This is a genomic window from Rhizobium sp. P2_G9 (assembly GCF_056403475.1).
The window spans coordinates 37,401-57,305 of sequence record NZ_JBFUFK010000016.1 but is presented as its reverse complement, the minus strand read 5'-3'; the positions used below and the strand labels follow the sequence as shown (position 1 = coordinate 57,305).

Genomic DNA, 19,905 nt, shown 5'->3' with positions numbered 1-19,905 from the left:
GTCTGTCTCAAATAGCGGATTCGGTGCAAAACATGGCCGTAGGACACGGCATTTTCGCTGCCTATCATCGCCGTCATCGGGAGCGGCTTGCTCCGCTCTCCCCGTGACGATCGAGGAGGAAACGTCATGACCGCCTATCTGTTCACCAATGTCACCGTCTGGGATGCGATCGACGACGAACCCTATCGCGGCGAGGTTTTGGTTGAGGGTAACCGGATCAAGACGGTTGCGCGCGGCGCCAACCAGATCGCCCGTGAAAATGCAGCGGAGGTGATCGACGGCGGCGGCCAGTTCCTCATGCCCGGCCTGGTCGAGGGTCATTGCCATCTGAGCTTCACCAATCCGAGCCGCAATCAGGACCTCGGCGAAATCCCGCCGGAGGAACATCTGCTGAAGACGATGCGCAATGCGACGCTGCTGCTCAATTGCGGCTTTACCTCCGCCTATTCTGCGGCATCGGCAAAGCTTCGCCTCGACGTGGTGGTGCGCCAGGAGATCGAGGACGGCTATCTTGCCGGGCCGCGCTACAAGGCTGCGGGGCCGGAAATCACGGTCACCGGCGGGCTTGGCGACGAGCGCAAGAACCATGGCAATTTCGAAGGTTTCGGCATGATTGCCGATGGCGTTGCCGAAATCCGCCGCGCGGTGCGGCTTTGCGTGCGCGAGGGCGTCGACAATATCAAGTTCAACGTTTCCGGTGACGAATTCACCTCCAATATCCGCGCGGAACTGGTTTCGATCAGCCAGGAAGAGTTGAACGCCGGCGTCGAGACCGCGCACGACTTCGGCAAGCGTGTGGCGACGCATGCGCGCGCAGCCGAATCCGTCAAGCGGGCGCTGAGGGCCGGTGCGGACTGCATCTACCATTGCGATTTCGCCGACGAGGAGGCGCTAGACATGCTCGAAGCCGCCAAGGACCGGGTGATCGTCGGCCCAGCCTTCGGCCTGGTGCACAATTCGGTGTTCGAGGGCGATGTGGTGGGCATGACCAAGGCCGTGGTCGAGCGCATGGGCCTGCCGCGCAAGCTGGAACACACGATCGCCACCTATCACCAGATGCGCAAGCGCGGCATGCGTGTGGTGATCGGCGGCGATTATGGCTTCACCGTCACGCCTATGGGCCAGAATGCGCGCGACATCGGCCATTTCGTCAAATTCTTCGGCTATTCACCGGTCGAGGCGCTACGCTGCGCCACGGTCGTCGGCGCCGACCTGATGGGCCATAAGGGTGAACTCGGCGTGGTCAAGGCCGGCGCACTGGCCGATCTGCTGCTGGTCGATGGCGATCCGCTGAAGGACCAGTCGGTGCTGGTCGGACCCAGCCATTTCTCGATGATCATGAAGGACGGGTCGATGCATCGCGATCCGCGCAAGGCGAAACGGCAGGTGCGGTGGGTGGCGGCGGAGTAGTTCGCGTCAGGATTCATGGTTCAGCCGAGTCTGCCGGCGGCGGTAGGGTCGGTGCGTGTTATGACGGGGTCTGCGCATGTGGCAAAGACCCTCTCTGGCCTGCCGGCCATCTCCCCCACAAGGGGGGAGAAGACGCGCGGCACGCTCTTTGCCTCAATTGGGGCACAGCGAAGCCGCGGGTTAAGCCCCTCCCCCTTGTGGGGGTCCGAAGGACGGGTCGAGACCAGTGGCTCGACCCCGTAAGTTGGGGCGGGGTCTTTGCGCAATATGCGACAGCTCTGATGTCCATGGGGCAGCCTAGCCCGCAAGCTGGTCAACGAATGTCAGTATGATGTGGATCGCGCAGCGAGTTCTCAGCCGCCTCGGAAAAACGCGTCCCTGACACACTCACCGCTTCAGCGACAACCCCATGCCGGCCGTCAACTGGCTAGACGTCGGCGTGCCGGGCTGGGTGGTCTTTTCCCAGGCGATGTCGGCGTTGAGATCCAGTGAGCGGGACAGGCCCCAGGTCAGGCCGACGCCGAGGTCGTAGACTTTCTGGTTGGCCTGGGCGGCGGCGGAATAGTCGCGGATGGTGAAGGCGGTGCTGACATGGCCCTTCAGCGTGTCGATAATGTCCTGGGTGATCAGCGCGTTGGCGGTATAGGCGATGTCGCCGCTGGCGCCGGCCGTGGTCGATGGTTCGATCAGGGTCGTCAGGCCGAAATTGACGTCGGTGCCGCGCTCTGGCGACCAGGTCGCGTTGCCGTTCAGGGTGGCGGCGGAGATTGATTTCAGCCGGGAATCGTCGAACTGCGCCAAGGCATAGCCGCCCGCCAGTTCGCCGCGCAGCTTGTCGCCGAAATCGGTTTCGACGCCGCTGCGCAATTCGTAGACCTGCGCGTCGCGGACGAAGCCGAGGCTGTCCTTGTGCTCGTCATAGATCGTGCGGGCATAGGACGCCTGGATGAAGGGGATCATCGCGGCCGAGACTTCGTAGCCGATACGGCCGCGCAGCGTCACGGTATTGGCATTGCGGTCGGCCTGCGACACGAACTGGCCGGGCGTCACTTCGGCATCGCCAAAGGTCTGCCGCTGGAAATCGACACCGGCAGTGCCTCTGATGAGGCCGAGGTTGCGGACGATTTCGGCGGTTGCCGTCGTCGTATCGACCAGCGACTGGCTGGTGGCGTTGGAAATGGCGTTGACGGCGCTGATATCCTCGCGCTGGACGGAATAGCCGGCCTTCAGGTTGACCGCGGTGCCATCGGTGATGTCAAGCCTCAGCGCCGCATCGATGGAGCCTTCGGGATCGTCCTGCCTGATGCCGCTCAGCGTCTTCTGCCAGGTGCCCTGGGTGTTGATATCGAGCTGGTGCTCGTCCCAGTCCGATGTCAGGCTGCCCTTGAGGCCGGTCTGCAGGAAGGTGCGGTTGACGGAATCCTTGCCCGTCGCGGTCCGCTCGGTATTGATCGATTCCGACACTGTCGGCCGGAGAATGAAGGAGCCCATCCGGATGCCCGGTGTCAGCCCGTCATCGACCTTGCGCGGCCTGTTATCATCGACCTTCTGGTCGCGCATGTTCTGGCGGCGCAGTTCTTTCAGCGTCGCCGCATCGGCAATGGCGTTGAAATCGGCGCTCGGATCGAAATCGGGGTCGGCCGAAGTGACCGCGTCCTGTCCGGGCCTGCCGTTGCGGTCGGTATTGCCGGTGTCGGAATCGTCCGCCGTCGAGTCGTTGTTCGGATCCTGCGCCTGCTGATCCGGTGTCGTGGCGGTCAGCGGCTGGTTGAGCCGGTTCGATGCGCCGGTATCTGTCGGCGTCGCCGATTGCGCCGCCGCATGCCCGGCCGTGAGCAATGCCGCCAGTACGGCCGCCGACAGGCCTGCCGAAACGAGTTTGGCGTTGAGACGACGGTTTTTCATGCTCGGCCGGCCGGTCACAGCTGTTTCAAATCATTACCCATTGGTAAAGGAGCAAGGTTAATCATTCCTTTCAAAGTGCCGCGCCAAGCCACAAATCAGGCGATTTCATCCGGTTGAAGGTGGCGGCGAGGGCGCGCGATGTGACGGATTTCCGGTCTGGACATCGCCCCATTAAAGAGTAAATCGGGCCAATGACAGAAAATGTGCTGAAACTCCCCCAAAGCGACGCCGCCCGGTCGGCGATCCGGACGATAAAATACGAGAAGGCCGGGTTGGCCGAGCTTGAGCGCGCGCTCGGCAATGGTCTGTCGAGGCCCTTCGAAGAGGCGGTGGAACGCCTCGTCAAATTGCCGGGCCGTGTGGTCGTCACCGGCGTCGGCAAGAGCGGTCATGTCGGCACCAAGATCGCGGCGACGCTCGCCTCGACCGGCACGCCGGCTTTCTTCGTCCATCCGGTCGAGGCCAGTCACGGTGACCTCGGCATGATCACCGTGCACGACGCGATCATCGCGATTTCCTGGGGCGGCGAGACGACGGAACTGCAGGCGATCATCGCCTATTCCAGGCGTTTTTCCATTCCACTGATCGCCATCACCTCGGGCAAGGATTCGACGCTGGCGCGTGCCGCCGATATCGTGCTCTGCCTGCCGAAGGTGGATGAGGCCTGCCCGCATGGGCTGGCGCCGACGACGTCGACATTGATCACGCTTGCTATGGGCGATGCGCTCGCCGTGGCACTGCTGGAAGCACGCGGCTTCACCGCACTGGATTTCAAGACCTTCCATCCCGGCGGCAAGCTGGGGGCGACGCTGTCGCATGTGCGTGAGGTCATGCATACCGGCGACAGCGTGCCGGTCGTATTGCTGGGTACAAGCGTGCCCGACGCGGTCATGACGCTGACTCAAAAGCGCTTTGGCTGTGTCGGCGTCGTCGATGATGACGGCGTGCTGGTGGGGATCGTGACGGATGGCGATATTGCCCGGCGGCTCGGCAAGAACCTTGTCGAGATGAAGGTCGAGGACATCATGACCCATAGCCCCAAATTCGTGCATGGCGATATGCTCGCCACTAGCGCCATGGGGCTGCTCAACCAGTACACGATTTCGGCGCTGATCGTTACCGACGAGGACAAGCGCCCGGTCGGGGTGGTGCATTTCCACGACCWGCTCAGGATTGGCGTGGCGTAGTTACTGCGCGGAGACCGCGGCGATGCTGTCGCTGCATTGGCGAATGATCTTCGTGTCGCCTTTGGCTTTGGCAAGTGCCTGGAGAGCGGCCTTCTTCCATTGGGCCAGCTGTTCCGGGCTCGGCTCGATCAGCGGCACGGTGCAGACCTCATCCATGGGAAAGGCCGGGCCGATCATGGGCAGCACGGCATCCGGATTGACCTTCAGCGCCGCCGCGACCGCGCCGACCAGGTCTTCTCCGGTCCCGGCATCGGTTCCGGGCCGCAGCCGGGCGGCAATATCAAGCCAGGATTTGTTGCCGGTCGCGATCGCGTCGAGCACATGCTGCCAATCTTGCGGCGCAGTGGACGACAAAGTGGCGACGAGCTTGACCGGTCCGTTCCTGTCGATATCGGCTGCAATCTGCTCCGCAGTCCTTTCCGCTGCCATCAGCGGCACTGCAGCCAGTGCCAGCAGGATTGCAGTGCGTAGCGCGATGATCATGCCGTGACCTTCAGCGTTTGATCCTTGGAGCCCGAAATCCTGTGCCGTATGGATGGACCGAGGATGATGCAGCCTTCCGAGGCATCGTGCTTGGAATTGTCGCCGTGGATGAGGAATTCCGATCGGCCGAATGTGTTGGTGTCGGCGCTCGGGGTCAGCGCCATGACATGCGGCCCATGCGTCTTGGTGTCATAGGGGGCGCTGATCGCGTAGGTGCCCTGCGGAACCGGGCCGACATTGCGGACATTCTGCATGTCCGGATTGTTTCGCCCTTGTCCGGTCCCGGAATATCCGGTTCCGACCAGTTTCGTTCCCTGTTTCATCTCGCCTGATTTCTGACTATAGGTCCACGTCATTTGCTCCTCCAGTTCTCGCTGTCGCTATACTGGTCCGAGCAAGTTGCCGGCGCGGTTACCACGGGAACACTGTCACATCGCCTCGACCATCAGCCCGCTGCCACGGCTGCCCACCACCCTGACCTTGGAGCCGAGCGGCAGGTCGGGACCGTTGACCATCCAGACGGTGTCGCCGATCTTGACGCGGCCATGGCCGTTGACGATCGGGTCGATGAGATTGGCGGTGCGGCCGATCAGCGTCGCGCCACGGTCGTTGAGCAGCGGCTCGTCAGTCCGAGCGTTGGAACGGATCAGCCAGCGGCGGCCGATGAAGACGCTGATCACCGACAGGATCGCGAAGACGATCCACTGGACCTCCCAGCTCCACCAACTTGCGCCCCAGAAGGCGACCGACAGGCCGCCGGTGACCAGCCCGGCGAGGCCGACCCAGACGAGGAAATTGCCTGGGACGAGGATTTCGGCGACCAGAAGGACGACGCCGAAGATCAGCCAGCTCCAGGCGCCGAATTCGTGGATGAGATTGAGGATCATGTCTGGTTACCTCCCGGTTGGAAAGGCGACACGAACGGGTTGGGGTTGGCGTTGGTGACGATCGGGGTCGAGCGCGACCCGCTGTTGCGGGTGGTCGGCGCGGGCGTGGGGGTCGGCGTGTCGCCGCCGCCGAACACTTCCTTGGCAATTGCGCCGATTCCGGCGAGCGAGCCGATCAGGGAAGCGGCCTCCATCGGCATCAGCACGATCTTGGAATTGCTGGCCGAGCCGATGGCGGTCAGCGCCTCGGTATATCTTTGCGCCACGAAATAGTTGAGCGCCTGGACATTGCCCGCGGCAATGGCTTCGGAGACCATCATCGTTGCCTTGGCTTCCGCCTCAGCCAGGCGTTCGCGGGCTTCGGCATTGCGGAAGGCAGCTTCGCGTTCGCCTTCGGCCTTGAGGATGGCGGCCTGCTTGGCGCCTTCGGCTTTCAGGATCTGCGAGTTGCGCAGGCCTTCGGCTTCCAGCACCTGGGCGCGCTTCTCGCGTTCGGCCTTCATTTGCCGGGCCATCGAATCGACCAGGTTCTGCGGTGGGGTGATGTCCTTGATTTCGACGCGGGTGATCTTGATGCCCCAGGGATTGGCCGCCTCATCGACGGTCCTGAGCAGCCGCTCATTGATCGTGTCGCGGTTGGAGAGCAGTTCGTCGAGGTCCATCGAGCCCATGACCGAGCGGATATTGGTCATGGTCAGGTTGAGCAGCGCCTGGTTGAGGTTGGAGATCTGGTAGGCGGCCTGCGGCGCATTCAGCACCTGGTAGAAGGCGACGGCATCGGCTTTGACGCTGGCATTGTCCCTGGTGATCACTTCCTGGGTGGGGACGTCGAGCACCTGCTCCATCATGTTGAGCTTGGCGCCGATCGAGTCGATGAAGGGGATGATCAGGTTGAGGCCGGGATGCAGGGTCTTGGTATAGCGCTTGAAGCGTTCTACGGTATAGTTATAGCCCTGCGGCACGGTCTTGATGCCGGCAAACAGTGTCAAAATCACCAGAACGACTATGGCGACAACCGCCCAGTCCATGCCGGAAAAGGAATCCATTTTCGCGCGCTCCCTCGTTGCGAAATTCATGCTTGTTCGTAACATAGAACGTTGGAGTGGCGCGCTTTATTTGCAAGAGGCTGCGTCCTTCAATTACCCGGATTCGACCATGTTGCGCCGGTACTGACCCGGCGTCATGCCCGTCTCGCGTGAAAACACGGCGCGGAAGAAGGCCATGTCGGAAAAGCCGGCGCGTTCGGCGACCGTGTCGAGCGACAGCTGCTTTTGCGCCAGCATCGTCTTTGCGGCTTCGATCCGCCGCAGTTGCAGGAACTTGATCGGCGTGACGCCGTAATTGTCCTGGAAACGGCGCTGGAAGCTGCGCAGGCTCATATTGCAGAAGGTCGCCATATCGGGGACGGTGAGGCCGCCGCCGCCGCGCCGGTCCATTTCCCGTTCGAGCGCTTCGAAGATAGTCGCATCTCTCGGCGCCGCCACCAGCTTGGTGGCGTAGACCGACTGCTTCTGGCGGATCGTGTCGGCCAGCAATGTCTGGCCAAGACGTTGCGCCAGCGCGCCACCTTGCGTCTTTCGGACGATGTGCAGGCAGAGATCGACGATCGACAGCAGGCCGCCGGCCGTGATGACATCGCCATGGTCGACCAGCATTTCTCGTGTGTTCCAGCGCACTGCGGGGTAGGTGCGCGTGGCAAAGTCCACGTAGTTCCAGTGTGTCGTCGCCTCGCGGCTGTCAAGCAGGCCGGCGGCGGCCGGGAGGAATGCGCCCAGACAGGCACTGGCAATCGTGGCTCCCGCGTCAGCCGATTGGCGCAGCAAATCGAGCTCGGGGATGTCAAAGTCCTGCAGCAGGCGCGCGGAGTCCATCGGCGGGATGATCAGGTAGCCGCTGCCCATATTCTCGATCGGCTGCAGCTTGATCGTGCCGTCCTCCCATTCGAACCTGTTGCCGGTGCCGACGAGCCGGATATCGAAGACGGTGGCGCCTGAATGACGGTTGCCGAGGCGAAAGATGGAGGCCGCGAGCATGGCAAAGCCTGGTTGGGTGCCAGCGTGAAAGAGAATAGAAACAGGAATCGGCTTTGGCAAGAATGCCTCCATAAATGGCTTATTTGCCAATTGCGTCTTTTATAGCATGGCGTAGTTTCTGGCGCAAATACAGCAAAGGAGGCGAAAATGCCAGACAAGGAAGTAGCGCTCACATTGGTCGGCGGTCCGACGGTGCTGGTCGAGTATGGTGGATTGCGGTTTCTCACCGATCCGACTTTCGATCACAGCGGCCACGAATATCCCCGCAATGGTGTAACGCTCAAGAAAACCGCAGACCCTGCTCTTACGCCAGAGGCACTGGGCAAAGTCGACGCGGTGCTGCTGAGCCATGACCAGCATGCTGATAATCTCGATGACCATGGGCGGGAATTTTCCGAAACCGTGCCCGTCGTGCTGACCACGCCAGTCGGCGCCGGCCGTCTTCAGGGCAATGCCCGTGGTCTCGCCGTCTGGGAGACCGAGACGTTTCACGCAGCCGATGGCACTGAGGTGCGGATCACCGCGACACCCTGCCGTCACGGACCTGCGGGCATCGAGCCGGTGACCGGCGATGTCACCGGGTTTGTGCTCGAGACGGTGGACGGCTCGTTGCCGTCGCTCTATGTGACGGGCGACACGGTCTATTACGAGGGCGTGGCCGAGGTGGCGCGGCGGTTTTCGCCGGGCTTTGTCCTCGCATTCGCCGGGGCGGCGCGGGTTCGCGGTCCGATCGATCTCACCATGTCGGCCAATGACCTGCTCGACACGGCCAATGCCTTTCCGCAGTCATTGATTATCCCGGTTCATACGGAAGGCTGGGCGCATTTCACCCAGGCCGCCGAGGAAGTCGCGGGCGTGTTCGGCGCGCTCGGTCTCGGCCATCGCATCCGGACAATCAAGCCGGGCGATCGCACGATCCTCGGCTAGATCCAGCCCAGCAGTTCGCGCCGGACCTGGGCTTCGAGCACGTTCATCCCATCGTCGCTGTCGTTGAGGCAGGGGATGTGGGTGAACTTCTCGCCGCCATGGTGGAGGAAGGATTCCCTGGCCTGTTCGCCGATTTCTTCCAGGGTTTCCAGGCAGTCCGAGACGAAGCCCGGATTGAAGACGGCCAAGCGTTTGACACCCTCAGCCGGCAAAGCCTCGATGGTCTTGTCGGTATAGGGTTTCAGCCATTCTTCCGGTCCGAAGCGCGACTGGAAGGTCAGCATCAGCTTCTTCTCGTCCCAGCCGAGCCGCTGGCGCAGCAGCCGGGCGGTCTTCTGGCAATGGCAGTAATAGGGGTCGCCCTTGTCGAAATAGCTCTGCGGAATGCCGTGGAACGAGGCGATCACCAGGTCCGGCTGCCAGTCGAGCGTCGCCAGGTGATTGGTGATCGAATTGGCCAGCGCTTCGATATAGGCCGGATGGTCATGGTAGGGGGGCACCGTGCGGATCGCCGGCTGCCAGCGCATTTTTTGCAGTGCGTCGAAGGCCTTGTCGTTGACGGTCGCCGTCGTGGCTGCGGCATATTGCGGATAGAGCGGGAAGATCAGGATGCGGTCGCAGCCCTGGGCCTTGAGCGCATCGAGCCGTTCGGCGATCGACGGATTGCCGTAGCGCATGCCCCAATCGATGACGACATTGGGGAAATCCGCGAGCCGTTCAGCCATTTTCTCGGCCTGCGCCCGCGTATAGGTGCGCAGATAGCTCTCGTCCTTCTCCTTGTTCCAGATCGTCTCATAGGCCTTGCCGACTTTTTGCGGGCGGCGGTTCAAGACGATGCCGAACAGGATCGGATACCATTTCCACGGCGACCATTCGATCACCCGGCGATCCATCAGGAATTCCTTGAGATAGCGGCGCATCGAGGCATAGTCGGTGCCATCTGGCGTGCCGAGATTGACGARSAGCACACCGACTTTGCCGGATGTCACCGACGGATGGCCGGTGGGGAGCTGCGCTGCTGCAATGGTCATGATCGGTCCTGTTTTTCTTTGTTCTACGCGCAACGCCGCAGCGCGGATGATGCCGCCCCGGATATAGAAAAGAACAGCGGCCCGGAAAAGACCGGGCCGCTGGAAAGAAGTACCACAGATGTCGTTTACTTGGCGGGGATCGTCAGGTCCGCGCCGATCGTCAGCGCATGCGGCCGCATGCGGTTGGCTTCACGAATCTTTCTCCACTGAGCACCTTCGCCGTAATAGGTCTTGGCTAGATCCCAATAGGTGTCGCCCTTCGCGATGGTGTGCTTGGTTTCCTTGCCGGCGGTCTCGGAGGCCCCGGTATCGGCCGGCTTGGCCTCCGTTGTCGTGGTCGTCGCCGGCTTGGTTTCGGTTGTGGTGGTGGTCGTCGCCGCCGGTTTGGTCTCGGTGGTCGTGGCGGCGGGCTTGGCTTCCGTCGTTGTCGTCGTAGCAGCAGGCTTTGCCTCAGCGGCAGCCGCGACGACGGTCACGCGGCCATCGGTATAAGGCTTGTAAGGCGAGTGCTTGCCGATAAAGGCGGCGACCACGTCTTCGAGGTTCGGGCCGTAGTCATAGGCATCGATGCCCTTGTCCTTGAATATCTTGTAGCCGTCGCCGCCGCTGCGCATGTAGTTGTTGGAGACGATGCTATAGGTCTTGTTCGGATCGAGCGGTGTGAAACTACCGTTCTCGGCCACGTCGACCGACGTGATACGCTGGCCGACCGGCTTGCTGGCGTCGAAGCTATATTTCAGCCCGGCGACCTGCGGAAAGCGGCCGGCACCGTCGGCAACTTGGCTCAGGCCGTTTTCGAGCGCGGCCTTGACGTCCTCGCCCTTGAGCTTGAAGGTGGCGATGGTGTTCTGGAACGGCAGCACGGTCAGCACCGCGCCCATCGAAATGTCGCCGCCGTCGATCGAGGCACGCAGGCCGCCGCCATTGGCGATGGCAATCTGGACGCCTTGCGCCTTGGTGCTGTCGAGCATGGCGTCGGCCACGAGGTCGCCCATCTGGCATTCCTTGGAGCGGCAGGTGTCGTGCGAGCCGTCGATCGCGGTCGTTGACGAGCCGATGATCTTCTTCTTGACCGCCTCGATCGGCGCGCCGAGTTCCTTGATCCGGGCGGCGAGCACCGGATCGGGCTTGAACGAGGAATCGACCAGGATCGGGTCACCCTTTGCGGATTTGACCACGCCCTTGTCATCGAAGATCACGGTTATATCGCCGAGATATTTGCTATAGGAGGCGGCCTGGACCACCGGCACCTTATAGCCGCCAGGATTGTCAGCCCAGGTCGGGTAGGGGCCGGCCGCACTCTTGTCGGTGTTGGATAGCAGCGTGTGCGAATGGCCGCCGACCACGACATCGACATCCGGGATCTTGGCGATCGCGTCGAGATCGCGCTGGTAGCCGACATGGGTGAGCGCAATGATCTTGTCGACGCCCTGAGATTTCACCTCCTGCACCGCCTTGGTGATCGCATCGACATCGTTGGTGATGGTGATGTTCGGACCCGGCGAAGAGATTTCCGGCGTGTCGTTGGTCACGGCGCCGACAATGCCGATCTTCTGGCCGCCGACGGTCAGGATGAGATAGGGCTTGATCTTGCCGGCGATCTTGGACTTGGCGGAAGCCTCGACATTGGCGGTCACGACCGGGAACTGGACCTTTTGCAGGAAGGTCAGGAGCGCGTCTTCGCTATTGTCGAATTCATGATTGCCGACGGTCATGGCGTCGAACTTCATGGCATTCATCATCTCGGCTTCGACGGCGCCCTTATAGGTTGTGTAGAACAACGACCCCTGGAAACTGTCGCCGCCGTCGAGCGTCAGCACATTCTTGCCGGCAAGGCCGGCGCGGGCCTGGTCAATGGCGGTCTTCAGGCGGGCAGCGCCGCCGAAGCAGGCATTCTTCGCCTCATCCGCGGCCGAGCAGGTCGAGTCATATTTGTTGATCGATTCGACGCGGGAATGGAAATCGTTGATGTGCAGGATATGCAGTTCGTAGTCGGCCAGTGCGGCGCCGGCCGAGAAGGCAAGCGCCGAGGCACTGACGCATACGAGACGGATCGTGCGTAACATGGTGTTCTCCTTCCTATTGCAACATGCCTCTACCGCTGAATTATCCAGGGCGTATGACATCTATGCTTTCGCAAGCGACCGGACCTCCAAAGAAGTCCGGAATCAGGTTCAAGAGAATCGGCCGGCGGTGATTATTGTGCCGCCACCGGCGTCGCTGCGCCCTTGCGCACCAGCGAGAACTGGGCGCCGGAATCAGCCGTACAATTGAGCTGCTGCGGCGAGATCATCGCACAATTGACCTTGGACTGCTTGTTCTGGACATGCGAGACCATGTTGATCGCGTAGAGATTGTCGCCGGGCAGCTTCACATAGGTGCCGGATGCGAGCAACTGGTTGGTATCGGTGGTGCGCGTGTTGAAATTGCCGGCCTGGAAGGTCGAGACAAGCCCGTTTGGATCGGTCCAGTTGCCTTCGATCGTCGTCGGCGCGGCCGGGGTGTTGGGCGCCGGGCGGTCGCCGCTGTCTGTGGTGCACGATGCCAGTGTCGCAGCGGCTATCAAGGCCGGAACGGCAAATTTCCTCATATCGATCTCCCCATGGGGCCGGCGTGGCGCAGTGTGCCGGCGGCGTGTCGGAATTGATTTTGCCGTCATTCTGAAATGAACGCAAGGCGTTGGCAGTGATCAATCCGCCTGTGCGGGAAGAATGCAACAGCACCCCCGAGCGTTCCATGCGCGCGGGGGTGCCTGTTAGACGGTTCAGCGAACCAGAATATTCTTGAACTGCCAGGGATCGGACTCGTCGATGTCCTCATCGAACAGCGCTTGGCGGCCGTCAAGCGGCGTCCAGTCGGTATAATGGCCTTCGACCGGGCCGAGATAGGGCATCTGCACTTCGAGGCAGCGCTTGTAGTCCATTTCCTCGGTCTCGACGATGCCGGCATTGGGGTTTTCAAGCGCCCAGACCATGCCGGCGAGCACGGCGGAGGTCACCTGCATGCCGGTGGCATTCTGGTAGGGTGCGAGCTTGCGGGCCTCTTCGAGCGACAGCCGCGAGCCATACCAGTAGGCGTTCTTCTCGTGGCCGTAGAGCAGCACGCCGAGTTCGTCCTTGCCGTCGACCAGTTCCTTCTCGTCCAGCACGTGCTTGACCGGCTGTTCGTTGCCGCCATTGCCGAACATTTCGTGCAGCGACAGAACCGCGTCGTTGGAAGGATGATAGGCGTAATGGCAGGTCGGCCGGTAGGTCACGTCGCCATCCTTGTCGCGGACGGTGTAATAGTCGGCGGTCGAGATCGCCTCGTTATGGGTGACGAGAAAGCCGTATTGCGGGCCGGGTGTCGGGCACCAGGTGCGGACGCGCGTATTGGCGCCGGGCTGTTCAAGGAAGATGGCGGCCTTGCTGCCCTTCTTGAACTTGCGGCCGTTCTTCGGCATCCACTTCTCGTTCGTGCCCCAGCCGAGTTCGGCCGGCTGCAGGCCCTCGGAAATGAAGCCATCGACCGACCAGGTGTTCCAGAACGTGTTGAACGGCTTCGGCTGCTTGGTGCGCTGCGTGTCGCGCTCGGCGATATGGACGCCCTTGACGCCGAGCTTCTTCATCAGCTTGGCCCAGCCCTCGCGGTCGCCGGTCGCCGGCTCGTCGTATTTGAGGCCGGTGTCATTGGCGAGATTGATCACCGCCTGCTTGATGAACCAGGACACCATGCCCGGATTGGCACCGCAGCAGGAGACCGCCGTCGTGCCGCCCGGATTCTTCACCCTCTCGGCCTGCACGGTTTCGCGCAGCGTATAATTGGTGCGCGCGGCGTTGTCTTTTTCCTTGTCGAAATAGAAGCCGAGCCAGGGCTCGACGACTGTGTCGATATAGAGGACGCCGAGCTTGCGGCAGAGCTTCATGATATCGAGCGAGCCGGTGTCGACCGACAGGTTGATGCAGAAGCCCTGGCCTTCGCCCTCGGTGAGCAGCGGCTTCAGCAGGTCCTTGTAATTGTCCTTGGTGACTGCTTCCTGAATGAATTTGATGCCATGCTTCTTTATGAGCTTGGGATCGGTGTCCTTCGGATCGATGATCACCATGCGGCTCTTGTCGAACCGAAAATGGCGTTCGAGGAGAGGCAAAGTACCACGTCCGATCGAGCCAAAGCCGATCATCACGATCGGGCCACTGATGTCGCCGTAAACGGGGTAATTTTGTTCATTCATTTTAGGGAGGCACTCCTGTGATTGGTTGTTGTACAGTTGGAGAATTTCTCTAACCACAATCCCTTGTCACAATAAAGGGGGTTCGCCCACTATATATGACGGTTTTATGACGATCAGCCCTGCGATGAGCGCAGTTCTAAGGCGCGCAGATAGTCCAGAAGTGCTTCTTTCTTGGTGAGCATGCCCTTGTAGGCGAGCTGTTCCGGCGAGAAGTCTGCCAGCCGCTCGGCGAGTTTCGCCGCGATCTCACGGCCATCCCGCAGCGTGGTGAGCAGGCCGATCGGATCGGTATAGATGCGGATGGTGAAGACGATGCCGCCGGTTTTCGGCAGGCGGCGGAGCGTCTGGCGCTCGACGCGGATGAAATTGGTCGCCGGCGTGAAGAGCCGGCTCTCCTGCCGGGCGCCGCGCTCGGGCGGCCAGAAGAGGTCGCCTTCGGGGTAGATCGACCAGTTCAACCGGACGGCCGGGAGGTCGGGCTGCAGATTGTCGAAGATGCGGTTGACCATGGTGGCGTTGCGGGTGCCGCCGGCAAAGCCGGGCACATGATGGTGGACGCCTTCCATCGGTAGGCCGATCTTCTCCTTGAGCGACCAGGAAGAGGGGAAGGCGACATAGCCGGCGGTGACATGCCAGCCGGTGTCGCGCTTTTCGAGGACGACGAGGTCGTCTTCAACCAGTGCGCCAGCGGTCAGAAGCGGTGGCTGCTCGGTATCGAGATCGACTGTGCGGCCGGCGAAGCGGATGGTCGAGCCGTCCCTCTGATAGGTATCGGCGTGCTGGTCCAGCAGGTGTGCCGCGAGCAGATGAAGGCATTCGCTCTGGGCGGGTTCTGAGCCTTCGACCGTCTGGAAAACCGCGTCGAAATGATCTCTGAGCAGCCGGTCTTTTTCCCGCAGGACGCTATCGAGGTCGGCATCCGGCTCGATCCAACGGTTTGGGTCGAGCGCTGAAAGCCCAATGGTGAAGGGATTGGTACCGGAAGCGTAAGGCTTGTATTTGAGATTGGTCATTCGCACTTCGTACCCTGATGGAAGAGCAGGCGCCAGCGACTGTCTTCGCCGCGCTGCCAGACCGAACTGCGAAGCGCTTTTGTCTCGCTGCCATCAGGAGAGATGACGGAGAGTGTATAGAGAGCAAGGGCCGCGTCTTCGCCCAGGCGTTGGACGCCGAAGTCGTCAAAACGATAGTTGATCGGGTGCCGTTCTGCCGCCATCGCTGCGATAATTTCGTCGCGGCGCCACGCATGGCCTGATTTACCGAATTCGCGAAAACCATCGGCGAGCAATTCACTCGCCTGCTCCGGCGATGCGCGGACGCCAAGGTCCAGAAGTCGCCGCTCCAGAGCTTCGATCTCGCAGGCGAGCGCGTCCATGGTCAAGCCTTGAGGATGTCTGCGCCGGGCAGCGTGGTGGTGAAGGCCACTTCCGTGATCTCGTATTCCGCCACGCCGGCCAGGACGAAGGGATCGGCAGCGCAATAGGCTTCGATCTCGGCGCGGTCGCCGCGCGACAGGATCAGGCCGCCGGTGCGCGGCACCTTGCGGCCGGAGGCGATGAAATGGCCGTCGTCATAGCCCTTCTTCACCCAGGCCATATGCGGTTCGACGACCGCGTCGACCTTTTCCAACGGCACGATATAGTTCAGCGAGAGAATGAGCATGGCGGACCCCGGCAAATTATACAGTTGCAAAACTAGCATCCAGAAACTCAATTGCAAGCTTTTGCCAAGCCGATTGCGCTTTGCCGCCAAACCCGGTATTTCCCGGCCATGAACGACCAGATACATTCCCCTGAAAACATGGAGGCGAGCCCCTTCCTGGTGGCGGCGCTCTATCATTTCGTCTCGTTTCCGCAGTTTCGCGAGATGCAGGAGCCTTTGCAGGCGCTTTGCGAAGCCAACGATGTGCGCGGCACGCTGCTGCTTGCGCATGAGGGGATCAACGGCACGATTGCGGGTCCGGATGACGGTGTGAAGACCGTGCTGGGGTTTTTGCGCGCGCAGCCGGCATTTGCTGGGCTGGAGCACAAGGAAAGTCGCGCCAGCAAGGCGCCATTCATTCGGATGAAGGTGAAGCTGAAAAAAGAGATCGTCACCATGGGCGTCGAGGACATCGATCCGACGCGCGTGGTCGGCACCTATGTCAGCCCGCGCGACTGGAATGCCTTGATCACCGATCCGAATACGATCGTCATCGACACCCGCAATGATTACGAGACGGCGCTTGGTGTGTTCAAGGGTGCGGTCGATCCTGATATCAAGACGTTTCGCGATTTCCCCGATTGGGTGCGGCAGAACGATAGCCTGCACGACAAGCCGAAGGTCGCCATGTATTGCACCGGCGGCATACGCTGCGAGAAGGCCACCGCCTTCATGAAAGAGCAGGGTTTTGATGAGGTCTATCACCTCAAGGGCGGCATCCTGAAATATCTGGAAGAAGTGCCGGCAGAGGAAAGCCTCTGGGAAGGCGCCTGCTTCGTCTTCGACGAGCGCGTCTCCGTCGTCCAGGATTTGAAACAGGGCGACCACAAGCTCTGCCGCGCCTGCCGCAACCCGCTAACTTCCGAAGCCCTGGCTTCTCCGCTCTACGAAGCCGGCGTTTCTTGCCCGCAATGCTACGAGGTGCGGAGCGAGGACGACCGCAATCGGTTTCGCGAGCGGGAGAAACAGGCTCGCCTGGCGCGCGAGCGTGGGCAAAAACTGTTTGGTGTGTGAATTCACAAGGAAAATCGATGTTCGAAACGCTGACCGCCGCCCCGCCCGACAAAATTCTTTATCTTTCCACCCTGTTTCGCGCCGACCAAAGGCCGCAGAAAATGGATCTGGGTGTCGGCGTCTACAAGGATGAGGCCGGCGAGACCGTTATCATGCGGGCGGTGCGCGAGGCGGAAAAGCGTCTCTATGACAGCCAGAAGAGCAAGACCTATGTCGGCATGGCCGGCGACGAAGGTTTTAACCGGGCGATGCTGAAGCTGGTCTTCGGCGCGGATGCCGATCTAAGCCGTATGTTCGGCTGCCAGACAGCGGGCGGCTCGGGCGCGCTCCGGACAGTCGCGGACCTGCTGAAGAAGGCGCGGCCGGATGCGACAGTCTGGCTCTCCGACCCGACCTGGGTCAACCATCCGCAGATCATGGCTGCCGCGCATCTCAAGACGGCCACTTACCCCTATTTCGATGCCACCTCCGGGACGGTGAAATTCGAGGAAATGCTGGCGGCGCTGAAGGCCGCCAAGCCGGGCGATGTCGTGCTGTTGCATGCCTGCTGCCACAACCCGACCGGCGCCAACCTGACCCTCGATCAATGGGGCAAGCTGGCCGACCTGCTGGTCGAGCATCAGCTGTTTCCCTTCGTCGATCTCGCCTATCAGGGTTTTGGCGACGGGCTGGACGAAGATGCTGCGTCCGTCCGGCTGCTCGCCGGCAAGGTGCCGGAAATGGCTGTCGCGACCTCCTGCTCGAAGAATTTCGCCGTCTATCGCGACCGCGTCGGCGCGGTGCTGCTGATGGGACGAGATGCCGAGACGGTGAAGATTGCCGGCGGCCAGGCGACAGCGCTGACCCGCATCCTCTATTCCATGCCGCCGGATCATTCCGCGGCAGCAATCCGTATCATCCTCGAAGACGAAGCGCTGACCGCAGATTGGAAGGCGGAACTTGAAGGCATGCGGCTCCGCATGCTCAAGCTGCGCAAGGCGTTTGCCGAGGTGATGCGCCGGCAGACCAATTCGGACCGTTTCGATTTCGTCGCCGAACATCGCGGCATGTTTTCCCGCCTCGGCCTGAATGAAGCTCAGGTCAACCGCCTGCGCGACGAATTCGCGATTTATATGGTCGGTGACAGCCGCATCAATGTCGCGGGCCTCAAGGAAGACCGACTGGAAGAGCTGGCGAAAGCGATCGTGGCGGTTCTTTAATTGCCGCTTGGCGCTTTGGCTCAAAAACCGATCAAGGCCGGTGGGCCGACTGTAGGTAATGCGCCACCCACGCATTCGAGATTGCGTACTCCGCGGCCGCTGAGCCAGCGGGCGATGTCAGCGGCCCGCCCCGTCACTCTGAGTTTGGCCTGACGGGTTGAAAGAAGCGGCCCGGTCCGATCTGTCGCGGAAAGCGCCACCGCATGTGTGCCAAGCCGTTGGGCGGCATGCTGGACGATGAGCCGATCCAGCAGGTCGTCCGGCATGTCGGCAAAGCGCCCGCCGCTATCGAGATCCACGGCATGCAGCCAGAGCGCCGCGGCGCGCATGACGGGGGTGCTCCTGAGAGAGATCATCCGGCCGCCGGCATCGGCGATCGAGCCGTTCCAGCCGGTGGCGTCAAGATCGCGCCATTCGACATTGAGATGAGCCTGCGAATGGTCGAAGAGATAGCGCAGCGCTCGCGACGGCTGGGTGACGCCGAATTCGAGGTCCGCCTCGTTCACTCGGGCGGCGCGCGGAAAGGCGCCGTCTTCGCCCGTCCTCGCCCAAGCGATCATCTCGCTCGTCAATCGGGCGTGATAGCCGATATAGGCGATCAGCCGGCGCCGCGTAAAGCCGGCAACGGCGCTGGCTTCGTCAAGCGCCGTTGCCGGCAGATCATTGAGCAGGCGGGCAAAATAGGCCGTTCCGCGTCGTGCCCAATCCAGTTCACGGGCCGGAGCATTGTCCGCATCGTAACGCGCGCCACTTCCCTGCCTTTGCCGGAGCGCCATTCGCGCGGTGTCGATCGATTGGGTCACGGTTCGGCCGCCTCGACATGGGTGCGCATGAAGTTGAGCCGTTCCATGATCGGCGCATCGGAGAAACGGAAGAGATCGAATTGCGTTTCCGCCTGCAGTGACCAGGGTATCCACGAGGGAATGACGAAGAGATCGCCGATGTCGAGCTGATGGGTGACACCATCGATGACGGCCGCACCGCGTCCTTCGAAGACCTGAAAGACGGTCGAACCGACTTCACGGCGTGCCGGCGTTTCCGTTCCTGCTCGCAAACGATGAAATTCGCAGCGGATGGTGGGCATGACATCGCCGCCCGTGGTCGGATTGACATAACGGATTGCGGCGTGGCCCTGCTCCACCGTCGCCGGCTGGCCCTCTTCCTCAAGCAGGAGCTGCTCCATCAGGGCGCGATCGGTATGCTCCCAGCGATAGGCACCGATGGGTGAGTTGACGGTGTCACGCGGGCTGGACAATGGACGCAGGCCAGGATGACACCAGAGCCGCTCGCTGCGCGAAAAGCGCGGTGTCGCATAGTCGGTCACCCTGTCCGATCCGAATTCGAAAAAGCCGACATCGTTGTGTTGTGCAAACGGGATATCCAGCCCATCGATCCAGGCCATCGGCCGGTCGCTGTCGTTGTGATGTCCATGGAAATGCCAACCCGGCGTCAGCAGCAGATCGCCCCGGCTCATCCGCACCGGGTCACCGTTGACGACGGTCCAGACGCCTTCGCCTTCGACGACGAAGCGGAATGCGTTCTGCGCGTGACGGTGTTCGGGCGCCGTTTCCCGTGGACCGAGATATTGGATCGCAGCCCAGAGGGTGGGGCTGACATAAGCGTGACCGCCGAGGCCGGGATTGGCCAGGCCGATCGCGCGCCGCTCGCCGCCACGTCCGACGGGCACCAGATCGCCGGACCGCTGCGCGAGTGGCAGGAGCTCCGCCCATTTCCACACATGCGGCACCGCCCGGGGCTTGGGATGGCGCGGCATCAAGTCGCCAAGCTGAATCCAGAGCGGCATCAGATGCTGTTCTTCAAAGCCACGGTAGAGGGCGCGCAATTCCGGCGTGTCGTCGGGCGTCATTTGATTGGCGGGAACACCTTCCGTCTTGTCGAGCATGGCATTTCTCCAGAT

At 61.7% G+C, this 19,905-nt stretch carries 20 protein-coding genes; 5 read left to right on the top strand and 15 right to left on the bottom strand.

Annotation, left to right across the window (positions count from 1 at the left end):
• Positions 1 to 126: 126 nt before the first annotated feature.
• Complete coding sequence (locus AC1DYF_RS15765; RefSeq protein WP_477877681.1) at positions 127 to 1,410, top strand: metal-dependent hydrolase family protein; 1,284 nt, start codon at positions 127 to 129, stop codon at positions 1,408 to 1,410.
• A gap of 387 nt (positions 1,411 to 1,797) precedes the next feature.
• On the opposite strand, the gene AC1DYF_RS15760 is transcribed toward AC1DYF_RS15765, so the two are convergent.
• A complete protein-coding gene (locus tag AC1DYF_RS15760; RefSeq protein WP_477877680.1) occupies positions 1,798 to 3,315 on the bottom strand; it encodes an outer membrane beta-barrel protein in 1,518 nt (505 codons plus the stop codon).
• 191 nt (positions 3,316 to 3,506) lie between these two features.
• On the opposite strand from AC1DYF_RS15760, the gene AC1DYF_RS15755 reads away from it, so the two are divergent.
• Complete coding sequence (locus tag AC1DYF_RS15755) at positions 3,507 to 4,502, top strand: KpsF/GutQ family sugar-phosphate isomerase (RefSeq protein ID WP_477877679.1); 996 nt, start codon at positions 3,507 to 3,509, stop codon at positions 4,500 to 4,502.
• Here AC1DYF_RS15755 and AC1DYF_RS15750 read toward each other — a convergent pair whose 3' ends face one another.
• From AC1DYF_RS15750 to AC1DYF_RS15730, 5 genes are all read right to left on the bottom strand, one after another.
• Positions 4,503 to 4,985: a hypothetical protein gene (locus AC1DYF_RS15750; protein WP_477877678.1), complete on the bottom strand. Its 483-nt coding sequence runs from the start codon at positions 4,983 to 4,985 to the stop codon at positions 4,503 to 4,505.
• Entirely contained in the window at positions 4,982 to 5,341 is a 360-nt protein-coding gene (locus AC1DYF_RS15745; protein WP_477877677.1) for a DUF5675 family protein, read from the bottom strand. Before AC1DYF_RS15745 ends, AC1DYF_RS15750 begins: the two co-directional genes overlap by 4 nt.
• Positions 5,342 to 5,413: 72 nt before the next feature.
• Positions 5,414 to 5,872: an NfeD family protein gene (locus AC1DYF_RS15740; RefSeq protein ID WP_477877676.1), complete on the bottom strand. Its 459-nt coding sequence runs from the start codon at positions 5,870 to 5,872 to the stop codon at positions 5,414 to 5,416.
• The gene (locus tag AC1DYF_RS15735) at positions 5,869 to 6,918 is read right to left on the bottom strand and encodes an SPFH domain-containing protein (protein WP_477877675.1); all 1,050 of its coding nucleotides are present in this window, start codon (positions 6,916 to 6,918) and stop codon (positions 5,869 to 5,871) included. The genes AC1DYF_RS15740 and AC1DYF_RS15735 overlap by 4 nt, the downstream gene beginning before the upstream one ends.
• A 93-nt stretch (positions 6,919 to 7,011) precedes the next feature.
• Positions 7,012 to 7,965, bottom strand: a complete 954-nt coding sequence (locus AC1DYF_RS15730) for a GlxA family transcriptional regulator (protein WP_477877674.1) — start codon at positions 7,963 to 7,965, stop codon at positions 7,012 to 7,014.
• 87 nt (positions 7,966 to 8,052) lie between these two features.
• Here AC1DYF_RS15730 and AC1DYF_RS15725 point away from each other — a divergent pair, with 87 nt between their 5' ends.
• Positions 8,053 to 8,832: an MBL fold metallo-hydrolase gene (locus AC1DYF_RS15725; RefSeq protein ID WP_477877673.1), complete on the top strand. Its 780-nt coding sequence runs from the start codon at positions 8,053 to 8,055 to the stop codon at positions 8,830 to 8,832.
• On the opposite strand, the gene hemH is transcribed toward AC1DYF_RS15725, so the two are convergent.
• The 7 genes from hemH to AC1DYF_RS15690 all read right to left on the bottom strand — a co-directional run bounded on the left by hemH (position 8,829) and on the right by AC1DYF_RS15690 (position 15,735).
• A complete protein-coding gene (gene hemH / locus AC1DYF_RS15720; RefSeq protein WP_477877672.1) occupies positions 8,829 to 9,863 on the bottom strand; it encodes a ferrochelatase in 1,035 nt (344 codons plus the stop codon). The two genes, AC1DYF_RS15725 and hemH, sit on opposite strands and share 4 nt — an antisense overlap.
• Positions 9,864 to 9,988: 125 nt before the next feature.
• Positions 9,989 to 11,929, bottom strand: a complete 1,941-nt coding sequence (locus AC1DYF_RS15715; protein WP_477877671.1) for a 5'-nucleotidase C-terminal domain-containing protein — start codon at positions 11,927 to 11,929, stop codon at positions 9,989 to 9,991.
• Positions 11,930 to 12,060: 131 nt separating this feature from the next.
• Positions 12,061 to 12,453, bottom strand: coding sequence for an outer membrane lipoprotein Omp10 (gene omp10, locus AC1DYF_RS15710; RefSeq protein ID WP_477877670.1), 393 nt, complete (start codon positions 12,451 to 12,453; stop codon positions 12,061 to 12,063).
• Positions 12,454 to 12,627: 174 nt separating this feature from the next.
• Positions 12,628 to 14,073 (bottom strand): homospermidine synthase, encoded by a 1,446-nt coding sequence (locus tag AC1DYF_RS15705; RefSeq protein WP_477877669.1) that lies wholly within the window; start codon positions 14,071 to 14,073, stop codon positions 12,628 to 12,630.
• A gap of 113 nt (positions 14,074 to 14,186) precedes the next feature.
• Positions 14,187 to 15,086 carry a heme-dependent oxidative N-demethylase family protein gene (locus AC1DYF_RS15700; protein WP_477877668.1) on the bottom strand — a complete coding sequence of 300 codons (900 nt, stop codon included), beginning with the start codon at positions 15,084 to 15,086 and terminating at the stop codon, positions 14,187 to 14,189.
• Positions 15,083 to 15,448 (bottom strand): nuclear transport factor 2 family protein, encoded by a 366-nt coding sequence (locus AC1DYF_RS15695; RefSeq protein WP_477877667.1) that lies wholly within the window; start codon positions 15,446 to 15,448, stop codon positions 15,083 to 15,085. The genes AC1DYF_RS15700 and AC1DYF_RS15695 overlap by 4 nt, the downstream gene beginning before the upstream one ends.
• A gap of 2 nt (positions 15,449 to 15,450) precedes the next feature.
• Positions 15,451 to 15,735, bottom strand: a complete 285-nt coding sequence (locus tag AC1DYF_RS15690; RefSeq protein WP_477877666.1) for a YciI family protein — start codon at positions 15,733 to 15,735, stop codon at positions 15,451 to 15,453.
• Between the two features lie 108 nt (positions 15,736 to 15,843).
• Here AC1DYF_RS15690 and trhO point away from each other — a divergent pair, with 108 nt between their 5' ends.
• On the top strand, positions 15,844 to 16,788 hold the full coding sequence (gene trhO, locus AC1DYF_RS15685) for an oxygen-dependent tRNA uridine(34) hydroxylase TrhO (protein ID WP_477877665.1): 945 nt from the start codon (positions 15,844 to 15,846) through the stop codon (positions 16,786 to 16,788).
• A gap of 17 nt (positions 16,789 to 16,805) precedes the next feature.
• Positions 16,806 to 17,987: an amino acid aminotransferase gene (locus tag AC1DYF_RS15680; protein ID WP_477877664.1), complete on the top strand. Its 1,182-nt coding sequence runs from the start codon at positions 16,806 to 16,808 to the stop codon at positions 17,985 to 17,987.
• Between the two features lie 20 nt (positions 17,988 to 18,007).
• Here the strand turns inward: AC1DYF_RS15680 and AC1DYF_RS15675 are convergent, their stop codons facing one another.
• Complete coding sequence (locus AC1DYF_RS15675; RefSeq protein ID WP_477877663.1) at positions 18,008 to 18,790, bottom strand: maleylpyruvate isomerase family mycothiol-dependent enzyme; 783 nt, start codon at positions 18,788 to 18,790, stop codon at positions 18,008 to 18,010.
• The gene (locus tag AC1DYF_RS15670; RefSeq protein ID WP_477877662.1) at positions 18,787 to 19,890 is read right to left on the bottom strand and encodes a cupin domain-containing protein; all 1,104 of its coding nucleotides are present in this window, start codon (positions 19,888 to 19,890) and stop codon (positions 18,787 to 18,789) included. The genes AC1DYF_RS15675 and AC1DYF_RS15670 overlap by 4 nt, the downstream gene beginning before the upstream one ends.
• Between the last annotated feature and the right edge of the window lie 15 nt (positions 19,891 to 19,905).